This is a genomic window from Vibrio aerogenes, from assembly GCF_024346755.1.
Classification (GTDB): Bacteria; Pseudomonadota; Gammaproteobacteria; order Enterobacterales; family Vibrionaceae; genus Vibrio; species Vibrio aerogenes.
Genome location: NZ_AP024861.1, coordinates 532,733 through 546,344 on the forward strand (window position 1 = coordinate 532,733; position 13,612 = coordinate 546,344).

At 42.9% G+C, this 13,612-nt stretch carries 13 protein-coding genes; 12 read left to right on the plus strand and 1 reads right to left on the minus strand.

The window, feature by feature from the left end; translation table 11 throughout:
* Positions 1-8: 8 nt before the first annotated feature.
* Positions 9-656, minus strand: a complete 648-nt coding sequence (locus OCV29_RS02385) for a LuxR C-terminal-related transcriptional regulator (protein ID WP_073603566.1) — start codon at positions 654-656, stop codon at positions 9-11.
* Positions 657-918: 262 nt separating this feature from the next.
* On the opposite strand from OCV29_RS02385, the gene OCV29_RS02390 reads away from it, so the two are divergent.
* The 12 genes from OCV29_RS02390 to hypA all read left to right on the plus strand — a co-directional run bounded on the left by OCV29_RS02390 (position 919) and on the right by hypA (position 13,612).
* Complete coding sequence (locus OCV29_RS02390) at positions 919-1,452, plus strand: single-stranded DNA-binding protein (RefSeq protein WP_073603565.1); 534 nt, start codon at positions 919-921, stop codon at positions 1,450-1,452.
* 481 nt (positions 1,453-1,933) lie between these two features.
* A complete protein-coding gene (locus OCV29_RS02395) occupies positions 1,934-2,482 on the plus strand; it encodes a 4Fe-4S dicluster domain-containing protein (protein WP_073603563.1) in 549 nt (182 codons plus the stop codon).
* A gap of 26 nt (positions 2,483-2,508) precedes the next feature.
* Entirely contained in the window at positions 2,509-4,653 is a 2,145-nt protein-coding gene (gene fdhF, locus OCV29_RS02400; protein WP_073603562.1) for a formate dehydrogenase subunit alpha, read from the plus strand.
* A gap of 103 nt (positions 4,654-4,756) precedes the next feature.
* Positions 4,757-6,412, plus strand: coding sequence for a sigma 54-interacting transcriptional regulator (locus tag OCV29_RS02405; protein ID WP_261887360.1), 1,656 nt, complete (start codon positions 4,757-4,759; stop codon positions 6,410-6,412).
* On the plus strand, positions 6,385-6,792 hold the full coding sequence (locus tag OCV29_RS02410; protein ID WP_449364084.1) for a hypothetical protein: 408 nt from the start codon (positions 6,385-6,387) through the stop codon (positions 6,790-6,792). The genes OCV29_RS02405 and OCV29_RS02410 overlap by 28 nt, the downstream gene beginning before the upstream one ends.
* 23 nt (positions 6,793-6,815) lie before the next feature.
* A complete protein-coding gene (fdhD, locus tag OCV29_RS02415; protein WP_073603560.1) occupies positions 6,816-7,652 on the plus strand; it encodes a formate dehydrogenase accessory sulfurtransferase FdhD in 837 nt (278 codons plus the stop codon).
* 201 nt (positions 7,653-7,853) lie between these two features.
* The gene (locus OCV29_RS02420; RefSeq protein ID WP_245796817.1) at positions 7,854-8,435 is read left to right on the plus strand and encodes a HupE/UreJ family protein; all 582 of its coding nucleotides are present in this window, start codon (positions 7,854-7,856) and stop codon (positions 8,433-8,435) included.
* Positions 8,436-8,454: 19 nt separating this feature from the next.
* Positions 8,455-10,737, plus strand: a complete 2,283-nt coding sequence (hypF, locus tag OCV29_RS02425) for a carbamoyltransferase HypF (RefSeq protein ID WP_073603559.1) — start codon at positions 8,455-8,457, stop codon at positions 10,735-10,737.
* Positions 10,738-10,866: 129 nt separating this feature from the next.
* Positions 10,867-11,118 (plus strand): HypC/HybG/HupF family hydrogenase formation chaperone, encoded by a 252-nt coding sequence (locus OCV29_RS02430; protein ID WP_073603558.1) that lies wholly within the window; start codon positions 10,867-10,869, stop codon positions 11,116-11,118.
* 6 nt (positions 11,119-11,124) lie between these two features.
* Positions 11,125-12,264: a hydrogenase formation protein HypD gene (gene hypD / locus OCV29_RS02435; RefSeq protein ID WP_073603557.1), complete on the plus strand. Its 1,140-nt coding sequence runs from the start codon at positions 11,125-11,127 to the stop codon at positions 12,262-12,264.
* On the plus strand, positions 12,257-13,258 hold the full coding sequence (gene hypE, locus OCV29_RS02440; protein ID WP_073603556.1) for a hydrogenase expression/formation protein HypE: 1,002 nt from the start codon (positions 12,257-12,259) through the stop codon (positions 13,256-13,258). The genes hypD and hypE overlap by 8 nt, the downstream gene beginning before the upstream one ends.
* Before the next feature lie 12 nt (positions 13,259-13,270).
* Entirely contained in the window at positions 13,271-13,612 is a 342-nt protein-coding gene (hypA, locus tag OCV29_RS02445; RefSeq protein ID WP_073603555.1) for a hydrogenase maturation nickel metallochaperone HypA, read from the plus strand.

Below are 13,612 nucleotides of genomic sequence, written 5' to 3' on the forward strand. Positions count from 1 at the left end.
TGAAAAATCTAGGTCTGAAGATTTTGTCTGGCCCATGAAATTGCCTGAGCTCTGTTTTTAACCGATATCTTTTTAAATATCTGATGTAAATGAGATTTAACTGTATATTCGCTGATAAACAGGTTGTCTGCAATTTCAGTGTTACGGGCGCCGGATTGCAAACAGCGCAAAATTTCAATTTCTCTTGCAGTGAGTGAGATGATGGCTGACACATTATGGTGATGCAGTGCATAGCGATAATAATGAAGCAACTGACTGGAGATATGCCGTGGAAGCCAGTTCCTCCCTGCGATGATTTCCCGGAGTCCCATAATGATTTTTTGTACAGAATCATTTTGATAAAACAGCCCTTTCAGGTTTCCTAATGCTAATAATGCTTCGGTGTTTAATCGTTGCTCAACATTAAGTACAACGGTTTCGTAGTGTTGTTGTCTGCTATACCCGTCATGAATACAGGGAAGCAGTGATATCCGGTGATGATACGTAAAAATCAAAATTTTGTGCCGATCCTTTGTGCCACTGACCAACAGGGCTTCCGGAGTGATTCTGGGTAACGTATATCCCAGAAAGTTTTCTATCTCTTCGTATATGCCCGGAAGTTTTTCTCCCTCTGGATACAGGATGTAAAGTGTCCGGGCATAATTGTTTTTGCTCATTTTTTTCTCCGTAGTGTTGTTGAAAGGAAAATATGACAAAAACAAGAAAAACATTCTAATTCAGTTGCTTATCGCCCGTGTTTCTTCAAAGAAATAAAGGAAAACTGATGTGAGTTTCTGCTAAAATCTAAGAATCAGGTCGAAAAATTAAATATGGGAAGGCGCTTTTAAAGATAATTTACAGCGGTCTGGTTGAGACCTTTACCAAGCGTGGTATCCTATAGCGTTTATCAGACACACATGAGTAAAGACGGAGCAAAATATGGCCAGCCGTGGAGTAAACAAAGTCATCTTAGTGGGTAACCTTGGCGGGGATCCTGAAGTTCGTTATATGCCGAATGGCGGTGCCGTTGCAAACATTACGATTGCAACGTCTGAGTCATGGCGTGATAAAACAACGGGCGAACAAAGAGAAAAAACAGAGTGGCACCGGGTTGCTTTGTTTGGAAAACTGGCCGAAGTCGCTGGTGAATACCTGCGTAAAGGTTCTCAGGTGTATATTGAAGGACAACTGCAGACACGTAAGTGGCAGGATCAAAGTGGTCAGGATCGTTATACCACTGAAGTTGTGGTACAAGGGTTCAATGGTGTGATGCAAATGTTGGGAGGTCGCGCTCAGGGTGCAGGTCAACCAGGTATGCAGCCACAATCAGCACCACAACAAGGTGGATGGGGGCAACCTCAACAGCCTGCAATGCAGCAGCCTCAGCAGCAATCCGCCCCCCAAAAGCCACAACAGCAACAGCCTCAATATAATGAGCCACCAATGGATTTTGATGACGATATTCCGTTCTAGGCTTCCAGGATTAAAAAGTGTAAAGACGCTTTCTATCTAAGAATCTACAAGCCCCGCAAAGCGGGGCTTTTTTGTGTGATGGATAATATGTCCGGGTATCCCACAATTACATTTGCTTGTCGGTATTGAAATGACTGCTGCTTAAAAATATTCATTCTGTATGGTTCTGATTTTGTCCGCTTATGTTGTTTTATGTCATGACTGTCTGCCGGTTTAGAAGATACGTTATATCGCAACTTCATGATGTCTGAAGTGAGACTGTCGAGTCTAGACACTTTTGTCGATTCGACGTTGTTTATAGACATGATATGAATTCCTTTGAATTATAAACTCATTTAAAAACCTTATATTTCATAGTATTAAACGGATTTCTTTATGGTATTCAAGGTTGGCACATCTTGTGCGTAGGACTGGTTTCCATTCAGAATAAAAAAGTGAACTGGTATAAAAATTTACCAGTGATTACACATAAGGAAGCAGCATGAATCGATTTATTTTTGCTGACGCCAATAAGTGTATTGGTTGTCGAACTTGTGAGCTTGCATGCGCGATTTCTCATCAAAATGAAGACATTGGAACTCTGGCAGATCCTAAAAATTTCACACCAAGACTGAGCGTGATAAAAAATGCACAGGTGACAGTACCTGTCATGTGTCGTCAATGCGATGATGCACCTTGTGCTCAGGTTTGTCCGAACAATGCAATCGTGCATGAAGATGGTTATATCAAAGTCATTCAGTCCCGTTGTATTGGTTGTAAGACATGTGCAATTGCATGTCCTTACGGAGCAATGAACATAGAGACTACGATGGTCGAAAATCATTCAGGTTATTCGGGCCTTTTCCAAAGAAAAACACCTCAGTCACAGGCAGTTAAATGTGATTTATGTTCCCACAGTGAAGCTGGACCAGCTTGTGTGCAGGTTTGTCCGACTCAGGCGATTAAGTTGATGGTTCCTGAAGAAGTTGAGTTGAGTACTCAACAGAAACGGGAAGCTGCCGCAACCAGTGCTTCTGTCATTTCAGTGTGATCGGATAAAATTCGGAGAGGGTTAGAATGAAAAAATCTATCGTAGTTTGTCCTTACTGTGGTACGGGCTGTAAACTGAAACTATTAGTCAAAGATAACAAAATTGTTGGTGCTGAACCTGCTAATGGCCGGACCAATGAAGGCCAGCTGTGTTTAAAAGGTTACTACGGCTGGGACTTTTTGAACGATACTAAGTTGCTGACACCACGTCTGAAACAGCCAATGATTCGCCGTTCCAGAGAGAGTAAGCTTGAAGCTGTAAGCTGGGATGAAGCAATTGACTTCGCTGCTGAAAAACTCCAGTCCATCAAAGATAAATACGGTCCTGATGCAATTATGACCACAGGTTCAGCCCGTGGTCCGGGTAATGAATCAAACTATGTAATGCAAAAATTTGCCCGGGCAGTGATTGGGACAAATAATGTTGATCACTGTGCACGTGTTTGTCATGCACCGTCTGTTTCTGGTTTGGAATCGACAGTGGGCAACGGAGCGATGAGTAATTCAATTCCTGAAATTGAAGAAACTAAATGTTTATTGATTTTTGGATACAACGTTGCGGACTCACACCCTGTTATTGCGAAAAGAATTTTTAAAGCCAAGGACAATGGTGCCAAAGTCATTGTGTGTGATCCACGCAAGATTGAGTCTGTCCGGATCGCTGACCAATGGCTTCAGTTGAAAAATGGTGCCAATATGGCGCTGGTTAATGCGATTGCTTATACCCTGATCGATGAAGATCTGTATGACAAAGCTTATGTTCAGAACTTTACTGAAGGATTCGAAGAGTTCCGTAAAATTGTCATGGATTATGCGCCGGAAAAAGTTGAACATATCACCGGCTTGAAAGGTAGTGATGTTCGTCTGGCTGCGAGAACCTATGCTGCAGCATCTGAAGCTATGATTTTATGGGGAATGGGGGTCACTCAGTTTGGGCAGGCTGTTGATGTGGTTCGGGGTCTTGCTGCTCTGGCATTGATGACTGGAAACTTTGGCCGCCGTGGTGTGGGTGTGGGTCCTGTCCGTGGACAGAATAATGTGCAAGGGACATGTGATTTAGGCATGTTGCCTCACCAATATCCTGGTTACCAGTCTGTTAAAGATGATGCAATTCGTGAAAAATTCGAGAAAGCCTGGGGTGTGAAACTGTCGTCTGAACCTGGCTATCGTTTGACTGAAGTCGGTCATAAAGTGGATGAAGGTGCATGTAAGGCATTTTATATTTTCGGCGAAGACCCAGCCCAGACGGAAGCTGATTTGAGTGCGATGCGTGAAACGATGAAAAAAATGGAACTGGTCATCGTTCAGGACATCTTTATGACAAAAACGGCTGAAATGGCTGATATTGTTTTCCCTTCAACCAGTTGGGGCGAGCATGAAGGGGTTTACACTTGTGCTGACCGCGGGTTCCAACGCTTTTATAAAGCAGTCACACCACCTGAAGGTGTGAAACCTGACTGGGAAATCTTTGGTCTGATGGCAACCCGGATGGGATATCCAATGCAGTATAAAAATACTGAGGAAATCTGGGATGAAATGCGTTCTCTGGCGCCACTTTTTGCTGGGGCATCTTATGAGAAAATGGAAGGTGAAAAGTCCGTTCTTTGGCCTTGTCCAACAGAAGACCATCCTGGTACACCATTCCTGTTTGAAGATAATAAATTTGCGACTGAATCAGGTAAAGCTTTGTTCATCGGTGCTGAGTGGCGTCCACCACTGGAAAAAATTGATGAAGAATATCCTTTAATTTTGTCAACAGTGCGTGAGATTGGACACTATTCATGTCGTTCAATGACAGGCAACTGTACCGCACTTGCTACATTGGCTGACGAACCTGGATTTATTCAGATGAACCCTGAAGATGCGAAAGCGTTGGGAATTGTTGATCAACAATTAGTATGGGTTTCATCTCGTCGCGGGAAAGTCATTACCCGGGCTAACTTCTCTGAGCGTGTCAATAAAGGCGCAGTCTATATGACTTATCAGTGGTGGGTTGGTGCATGTAATGAATTAACTATCGAGCATGTTGATCCAATTTCAAGTACACCTGAATTCAAATTCTGTGCAGTCAAAGTTGAATCAATTGAAGATCAGTCATGGGCTGAGAATTATGTTCAAGTAGAATATAGTAATATGAAAGCACGTCTTAATTCTCACGTAGAATATGCCTGATTAGATCAATGCAGGCTCTTTACACTTGTGTAAAAATACGGGGTAAAGAGCCTTTGATTGATTGATTGTATTATTATTTATGAACAGAATAGCTCAGGAGTTAATGATATTTTCAAAAGCAATGCTATCAGTTCACGATACATCTGACTTATTGAAATTTATTAACGATGAAGAATGCTCATTTCTGCAAGTAGAAAGAATTAATATTATCTTGAACCGCGATCATCAGAATGAAGCGGTTCTTTATTATGTAAATAATGGCGAAGTATGTTCGGAGGTTTTTAATCGTCAGGAAACGGATTTATATAATCAGACTTATGATGACGGTATTTACGAGCTGGATGGAAAACGTTTTTGCTATTATTACCCTCAATTTTCTGATCATCCTGCCTATAAAAATCTTAGCCACTATCGTCGAATGCCGTTAAATACGGTGAGTCATCAATTAGGAGAAATTGAATTTATTAATCCTGAAATTGATGACATGGTCGATGAAGAAAAGCATTTTCGTTTGATAAATAGCATGCTGGTTTCTTTTGTTGCTCATGTGATCGAGCATGAGCTCGCGTCCAGTAAAGCTCAGCAGTTGAGTGATGAGCGGGATAATTACCATATCCTGGTGGATGTCACAAATGCTGTCATTAGTCAAAGCAGTAAAGAGAGCTTGCTTAATTCGCTGCTTCGTTGTTTGAACCAGCATTTTTCTATGTGTGATTTATCCCTGATTGAAAAGTATCAGGGTCATTACATCCAGCACTCAAGTCGTCTGGATAAAGATGAACTGGTCTACCAATGTCATTTTTTCAGCGATGATTCTGCCTTTGAACAAGCAGTTACAAGTGATGAACCTGTTTGTTTGAGTGGGCATCAACTTCGTCAGGTTTTTTTCCGGAAAAATACTATTGAGCTGGATGAAAGTGTGGATCAAGTTATCATCATTCCCATGGTATTTCGTACCTGCAAGGTCGGTTATATTGCTTATGTGATGAAGAAATGTGTAGAAGCTCAATGGTGTAATACGGAACTATTGCAACAGATTGCTGCAAGGGTTGCCATGGCAATGCATAGCCTGAGTGTTCATGAAGCACATACAAAAGCTATTCCTCAAAATGAGTATATTTCAATTGGAGTTCATGATGAAAGGCACCAGATTTTTGATGATATCATCAGTCAAAGTGAAGCAATGAATCGGGTGCTTGATCAGGTTGCGATGGTTGCTGATTGTGACAGTACCGTATTGATATTAGGAGAAACAGGCACTGGTAAAGAGCTGATAGCAAGAGCTATTCATAAAATGAGTCGCCGTAGCAAAAAACGGATGGTGAAAATGAATTGTGCGGCTGTGCCTGAAGGATTGTTTGAAAGTGAACTGTTCGGGCATGAAAGAGGGGCTTTTACCGGAGCGATTCATCAAAGGGTCGGACGCTTTGAGCAAGCGAATCAGGGAACACTGTTTTTAGATGAAATTGGTGATATGCCATTAGAACTTCAGCCCAAGTTACTGAGGGTATTGCAGGAGAATGAAATTGAGCGTGTTGGTAAGAACCAGCTCATCCCTGTGGATGTAAGAATTGTTGTTGCGACGAATGCTGATCTGGTTTCAATGGTTCAGAAGAAAACATTCAGGAACGATTTATATTACCGGCTTAATATTTTCCCGATTGAAATCCCCCCCCCCTGCGGGAGAGACCGGAAGATATCCCATTACTGGTCAAATATTTCAGCCGGGTTATTTCAAAGCAAATGGGTAAAAAAATAACAGCGATAACCAATGAAACGATGCGAGCTTTGACCGAGTTTTCGTGGCCGGGTAATGTCAGACAATTAAGAAATTTTATCGAGCGTTCGGTGATATTAACCCGTGGTGATGTATTAAATGCACCTTTAGAAGAGTTAGTTAAGTTAGGTTTACATATTTCTTTACCTGAAAGTGATAATCCTTCTCCACGCAATAACAACTCACGTGATTATCCGGCAGCGATTGATCGGGAGTCAATCATTCAGGCCTTAAGAGAAAGTAATGGTATTGTTGCGGGTGTTCGTGGTGCGGCTGCAAAGTTAGGCTTGAAAAGGACGACTCTTTTATCCCGGATGCAGAAAATGGGTATCAGTAGTAAAGATTATTTACCAGAGATGTGAGTTCATATTGATGGAGAACTTTTATGTGCAGAGCTGACGGGAAATTTGGCACAAACTCAGCCAGTAAAAAGCAAATTATTCGTTACAAGCAGGGCGCTTTTCAGAAAAACGCTGAAGATGTGGTGGTTCAGGAAGTGCCTGTTGCGCTGGAATATAACGGTATTGCTTATACCGTTATGATGTGTACACCGATTGATCTGGAGTTCTTTGCCGTTGGTTTTTCTGTCACGGAAGGCATTATCGATCATGACAGGGATATCCATAATATAGAAATTCAGGAAGATGCTGAAGGGATTACCCTGTCAGTTGAAATTGCGAATCGTTGTATCAGCAGATTAAAAGAAAAACGCCGCTCTTTAATGGGAGTAACTGGCTGTGGTATCTGTGGTGCTGAGCAGTTAAATGGTGTTCGCCGGTGTGTGACTCCTGTGGCTGATTCTACCCGGTTCGATATTGAGAAATTAGATCCTGTGTTGATACAATTGAATGAAAAGCAATCTTTAAATCAGCAAACCGGTGCCAGTCATGCCGCTGCTTACATTGATGTCGATGGTAACATTCAAGCTGTTTTTGAAGATGTTGGTCGCCATATTGCACTGGATAAACTAATTGGGTGGATACTCAGGCATCATTGCAGTCAGGGGGCTGTTTTAGTCACGAGTCGTGCCAGCTTTGAAATGGTTCAGAAAGTTGCAGTATGTGGTATTGAAATATTGTTGGCTGTCTCTGCAGCGACACATATGGCGATTGAACTTGCAGAGCGTATGAATATTACTTTATGCGGCTATTGTCGTCCGGGAAAGGCAAATATATATACTCACGGAAGCCGAATTACCGATAATCATGTGGTTAATCATTAAATTAAGATACGTTATGATTTTCATCCAGTTTGCCCAAATTTGAGTGTCAGATTTTTTAATATATACATTGACTCTGAATATAAAGACTTGGTTAATTATGCTTATTTTATATATTGATGGGCAATTAATATGAGTTTTAAATTGGCATGTGATGAATAATCTAAATTGATAAATTTAACTTGATGGAAAAAGAAGATTTGAATGATGAAAATTAAATATGTAATTTTTACTCTGTTGGCCTTAATTTCTCCATTTGCAATGGCACATTCTGGCCATATTGGTAATCATGGCTTTGAAAGTGGCTTGATGCATCCTTTAACTGGTATTGATCACCTGTCAGTCATGATTTCTGTTGGTCTTTTAGCGGCTCTGTTCGGGAAATCTTTTCGGTGGATAATGCCGGTTGCATTTGTACTTTGTATGATTGTCGGAGGTATTCTGGGAGTAACAGGCATCGTCATTCCCTATGTGGAAGCCGGAATTATTCTCAGTGTCGTTATTATGGGTATGATGTTGTTTCGCGGAAATATTATTTCTCACAAAGTTGTTATTGGTTTTGTGAGTCTTTTTGCCATATTTCATGGCATGGCTCATGGCGCTGAGATGCCGCTTGACAGCCATGCCTTGTACTATTTCAGTGGCTTTGTTTTATCAACATCTTTACTGCATTTATCCGGGATTATATTGGGTGAAATGATCTTAAGCTTTTCAGCACATGGCCGGTTCACAAAAGCAATCGGAGCAGTGATTGCTTTGTTAGGTTATTCAATGATCTTCTCTTAAAATCTGGATATCAGAAGTAATGGATCAACGCCGTCTAATTATTATTTCCGGTATTGTTCAGGGAGTTGGTTTCCGCCCTTTTATTTACCAGCTGGCTACGAAGTATGCTTTGTCCGGATGGGTTAATAATGATTCTGGTGGCGTTCAGATTGATGTTCAGGGGACACCGGATAATATTGAATCATTTTCACAGCATATCATCAGCAATCCGCCTGTTTTAGCGAGGATTGATGCATTCAATAGTTCTGATCTGAGCCCGGTTGAACGGGATGGATTTTATATCCATCATAGTCATCGTGAACAGGATATCTCAGTTTTTATTACGCCGGATCAGTCTGTATGCCACGAGTGTCTGGAGGAGTTACGTCATCCTCAGTCACGCTATTATCAATATCCGTTTACAAATTGTACAAACTGTGGTCCCAGATATACGATCATTGAGCAATTACCCTATGATCGTTGCAATACGTCAATGACACAATTTGAGATGTGCCCCGAATGTCGGCAGTCATATCAAAACCCTTTGGACCGGCGTTATCATGCTCAGCCGGTCAGTTGTGCTCAATGTGGTCCTTCGGTTAGCTTGCTTGACCCATCCATGAGAGAAATCTCATCCGGGCAGGATGCGATTTCCATAACCGCGCAATTGTTATCACAGGGAAAGATAGTCGCCATCAAAGGAATTGGTGGTTTTCATCTGGTCTGTGATGCTCTCTGTAAAGATGCGGTCATTCATTTGAGAGAGCTTAAACATCGTCACCTGAAGCCATTCGCAGTTATGGCAGAAAATATATTAGCAGCAGAAGAATATGTGACCGGGAGTCCCCCGGAATGGGCTGCATTGTCATCTTCTGTCGCACCGATTGTATTAATGAAACGGAAAAACAATGCCCGGTTAGTTTCTGAAGTTGCGCCTGTCGGGCCATATATAGGTATGATGCTGCCATATACACCGCTGCATGTTCTATTGTTCGATGCATTGAAATCAATGAATGCAACACATCTTTTAGTCATGACAAGTGCCAATCGCAGTGGCTTACCTTTAGCGATTCATCGCGATGAGATTGAAAATCAGTTTGGTCAGTCCCTTGATGGCATTCTTGACCATAATCGCCCGATCGTTCATCCGTGTGACGATAGCCTGGTTCACTTTGCCGGAGAGCATGTCCGGGTTATCCGGATGGCCAGAGGTTATGCACCATTGAGTCTTAAAACAGATTATGCAGGTCAGACTTTGTTGGGGATGGGGGCACAACAAAAAGCAACCATTGCGCTGGCAACTCAGGGACAGTGGTTTTTATCTCCTCACATTGGTGATACTGACAATCTGGATATTCAGACCAGATACCAGCAGGTTACACATGATTTCCTGTCTGTGTATCAATGTCAGCCATCGGCTTATATTCATGATAAACATCCGGGATATTTTTCATCGCAACTTGTCTCTGAAACAAAGAAACCGCATCAGGCTATTCAACATCATTATGCACATATTTTGGCTGTGATGGCTGAACATGGTCTGGAGGACAAAGTCATTGGCTTCGCTTTTGATGGCACGGGGTGGGGAGATGATGAAACAGTATGGGGCGGTGAAGTTATTTTAGCTGATACACAAGGGTTTCAAAGATGTGGACATTTACGTCCATTCCGGTTAATTGGCGGAGAAAAAGCGATTCGTGAGCCGGCAAGGTTACTGTTTGCGATGTTGCTTGAATGCTATTCCCCTGATGAAATAAAAATGCTGAAACATCCGGCTTTTGCACATTGGTCTGACGTTTATTTTCAGAACCTGTACCAGCTTTGGGCCTCAGGCAGTCATTCTCCCTATTGCACTTCTGTGGGCCGGTTATTTGATGTCTGGGCCTGCTTGCTTTTGCTCATAGAAAATGTCGATTTTGAAGGAGAAAGCGGGTTAAGGATCGAAGATGCAGCCAGCCGGGCTTCTGTATCTGATATGACTTTAAAACTCGCTTTTCCCTGGACAGAGTCACAGGTTTTAGACTGGGAACCAGCCTTGGTGACTTGCATTGAACAGCGAATCTGGGTGCAGCAATCCGGAGATGTTAGGGCTTGTCTGGGGCTAATTCAGGGGCTTGTCGCCGCTATCATTCAGATGGCAGAAAATTTTCACATGTATCCGGCTGTGTTATCTGGTGGCGTATTTCAAAACCGGTTAATCATGGATTCATTATGGCAGCAATGGCCTTCTGAAATACAACCTTTTTATAGTGGAGAATTGATTCCCGTAAATGATGGTGGTATCGCTGCCGGGCAGGTTTGGTATGGCATGCACCAGATTTGAACCGCCAATTTACTGTGATCCATATCATCTGGTGACAGGTTGTATTGCGCTATGTTACACAGAGATGATGGCTTGGGCCGACTTATTACAGCCAGGGTCAACAGACCCTAATGATTTGAGAGAGAAATTATGTGTTTATGCATTCCTTCCTGTGTTATTGAGGTCAGGCCAGACACACAAACTGCTTTAGTAGAAACTATGGGAGTTGTGAAAGAAGTAAGTACTCATCTTATTGCTGAGCCTGTTCATGTTGGTGAACACCTGTTAATTCATGTTGGCTTTGCAATTAGCAAAATCGATCAGGAAGAAGCAAGAAAAAGTCTCGAGACGTATCAGAAATTAATGGACGAAATCGATCCGGAACAAGCATGGATTGGTTAATGAGTGATGTTGAATAAATCTAAAAAATTATATCAGGACTTTCGTGCACCAAGAGCGGTAAAAACGCTGGCTGAAGAGATTAAGCGACAAGCGGAAAAGCTGACGCAGCCACTGTATATGATGGAAGTGTGTGGCGGTCATACCCACACCATCATGAAGTATGGGCTAAAGTCTTTACTGCCGGAGCATCTGAATTTTATTCATGGTCCGGGGTGTCCGGTCTGTATTATGCCGAAAGAGCGTATTGACCATGCAACAACACTGGCGATGCATGAAGGTGTGATTGTCGTGACTCTTGGCGATATGATTCGGGTGCCTGGTTCACGGGAATCATTGGGGCAATGCAGAGCACGTGGTGGTTCGGTAGAAGCGATTTATGACCCGATGGATGCACTGACTATCGCAAGAGAAAATCCCGACATGCAGGTTGTCTATTTTGCGATAGGGTTTGAAACCACCACACCAATGACAGCCGTTTTAGTTCAACTGGCAGAAAAACAGCAGATTAATAATTTATATTTTCATATTAACCATGTACTTGTGCCCCCGGCAATGCATGCTGTGATGAATACTGAGCAATCTTTGGTGAACGCTTTTATTGGCCCATCTCATGTGAGTGTGATTACCGGATCATCAATCTATCAGCCCATCGTTGACCAATATAATACACCGGTCGTTGTTTCTGGCTTTGAACCTGCGGATGTACTCGAATCTGTTTTGATGCTGGTGAGGCAGGTGGCTGACGGTCGTTCCGAATTAGAAAACCAGTATACCCGGGCCGTCTCATCATATGGAAACCTTGCTGCAAAGCGGTTAACTGACGATGTGTTTGAGGTGCGGGAATCTTTTAACTGGCGGGGGTTAGGCACGATTCCGGATTCTGCGCTCAGACTGGGTGCTGATTTTTCCGGCAGAGATGCAGAAGTTATTTTTGGGCCTGTTTTGCCAACCAAGGAAATTCCGGATCATAAGGTTTGCCGTTGTGGAGATATCCTGAGAGGACTGGCGGGTCCGGAGGACTGTAAAGTATTCGGCAAGGCATGTCGGCCTGACCGGCCGATGGGTAGCTGTATGGTCAGCTCTGAAGGTGCATGTAATGCCTACTACAGGTATGGTGGTTTAGAGGAAATCAATATTTATGAATAATCAGAATTTTATTCAGCTCAGTCATGGTGGCGGTGGCCTGGAAACAAACCAGCTGATCCAACATTTGTTTTTCAGATACTTTGGTAATGACATTTTAAACCGTAATGAGGATGCAGCAACTTTATCGTTCCAGGGGCCGGTGGCTATGACAACCGACAGTTTCACGGTTTCCCCTTTATTTTTTACGGGCGGCAATATCGGCACACTGGCTGTTGCCGGAACATGTAATGATCTGGCAATGGTCGGTGCAAAGCCGCAATATCTGAGCTGCAGTTTTATGATTGAAGAAGGGATGGCATTGAGTGAACTGGAAAGTGTGGTGGCTTCAATGTCAGATACGATGAATCAGACAGGAAGTCTGATTGTCTGTGGTGATACGAAAGTTGTTCCCAAAGGCGCTGTAGACAAATTATTCATCAATACGACAGGTGTAGGGGAAATTTTACGCGAAAACATTTCTGCACATCAGATCAAACCCGGAGATGTAATTTTAGTCTCGCGGGATATTGGTCGTCACGGCGCCTGTATCCTTGCAGCCAGAGAATCTTTGCGTTTAGAACAACCCATTGAGAGTGATTGTGCTGTGCTATGGCCAGTCGTTGAGGAATTACTGAAACAGCAGGTCGAATTACATGCCATGCGTGATGCGACCCGTGGGGGGCTTGCTGCTGTATTGAATGAGTGGTGTCAGACCTCCGGGATTCAAATGGCATTAGAAGAATCTGCAATTCCCGTCGATGATAGTGTTCGTGGTTTGTGTGAATTATTTGGTTTTGAACCCTATGACCTGGCAAATGAAGGAAGCTTTGTTTTAGCGGTTCCGGAGCGACATGCACAGAAGGCACTTGATGTGTTGCAGCAGTTTCATTCTGAGGCGGCCTTGATCGGACAGGTTTCAGCCGGCACAACAAACAGACCAGTGCTCCACTCGCCATGGGGAAGCCGTCGTTATCTGGATTTTCCGGCGGGAGAGTTATTGCCCAGAATTTGTTGAGGTATACGAAATATGCATGAGCTATCTATTAGCCTGAGAACGGTTGATATTGTCGTGGAACAGGCAAAGAAACATCATTTCCGTAAAGTTACAGCGATGACTCTGGGGATTGGTTCATTATCGTGTATTGAGCCGGAAGCGCTGAGAGTCGGTATTGAATTTGCCAGCAGAGAAACCATAGCTGAAAGTGCCAGAGTGCAACTTGATATGATTCCGGCAACAGCATGGTGTCATCAATGCCAGAAAAAAACGGAGATTCATTCCTACCTTTCAAGCTGCCCATATTGTAATAGTGAGCAGCTCAGGATTGAGACCGGCGAAGAATTAAAAATTAAGAGTATAGAGGCAGAATAA

Bases quoted from the DNA above. Each gene is read 5' to 3' on its own strand.
- hypA (WP_073603555.1), top strand. From the start codon at position 13,271: ATGCATGAGCTATCTATTAGCCTGAGAACGGTTGATATTGTCGTGGAA.
- hypF (WP_073603559.1), top strand. From the start codon at position 8,455: ATGGATCAACGCCGTCTAATTATTATTTCCGGTATTGTTCAGGGAGTT.
- OCV29_RS02395 (WP_073603563.1), top strand. From the start codon at position 1,934: ATGAATCGATTTATTTTTGCTGACGCCAATAAGTGTATTGGTTGTCGA.
- hypE (WP_073603556.1), top strand. From the start codon at position 12,257: ATGAATAATCAGAATTTTATTCAGCTCAGTCATGGTGGCGGTGGCCTG.
- fdhF (WP_073603562.1), top strand. From the start codon at position 2,509: ATGAAAAAATCTATCGTAGTTTGTCCTTACTGTGGTACGGGCTGTAAA.
- OCV29_RS02430 (WP_073603558.1), top strand. From the start codon at position 10,867: ATGTGTTTATGCATTCCTTCCTGTGTTATTGAGGTCAGGCCAGACACA.
- OCV29_RS02420 (WP_245796817.1), top strand. From the start codon at position 7,854: ATGATGAAAATTAAATATGTAATTTTTACTCTGTTGGCCTTAATTTCT.
- OCV29_RS02390 (WP_073603565.1), top strand. From the start codon at position 919: ATGGCCAGCCGTGGAGTAAACAAAGTCATCTTAGTGGGTAACCTTGGC.
- OCV29_RS02405 (WP_261887360.1), top strand. From the start codon at position 4,757: ATGATATTTTCAAAAGCAATGCTATCAGTTCACGATACATCTGACTTA.
- fdhD (WP_073603560.1), top strand. From the start codon at position 6,816: ATGTGCAGAGCTGACGGGAAATTTGGCACAAACTCAGCCAGTAAAAAG.
- OCV29_RS02385 (WP_073603566.1), bottom strand. From the start codon at position 656: ATGAGCAAAAACAATTATGCCCGGACACTTTACATCCTGTATCCAGAG.
- hypD (WP_073603557.1), top strand. From the start codon at position 11,125: ATGTTGAATAAATCTAAAAAATTATATCAGGACTTTCGTGCACCAAGA.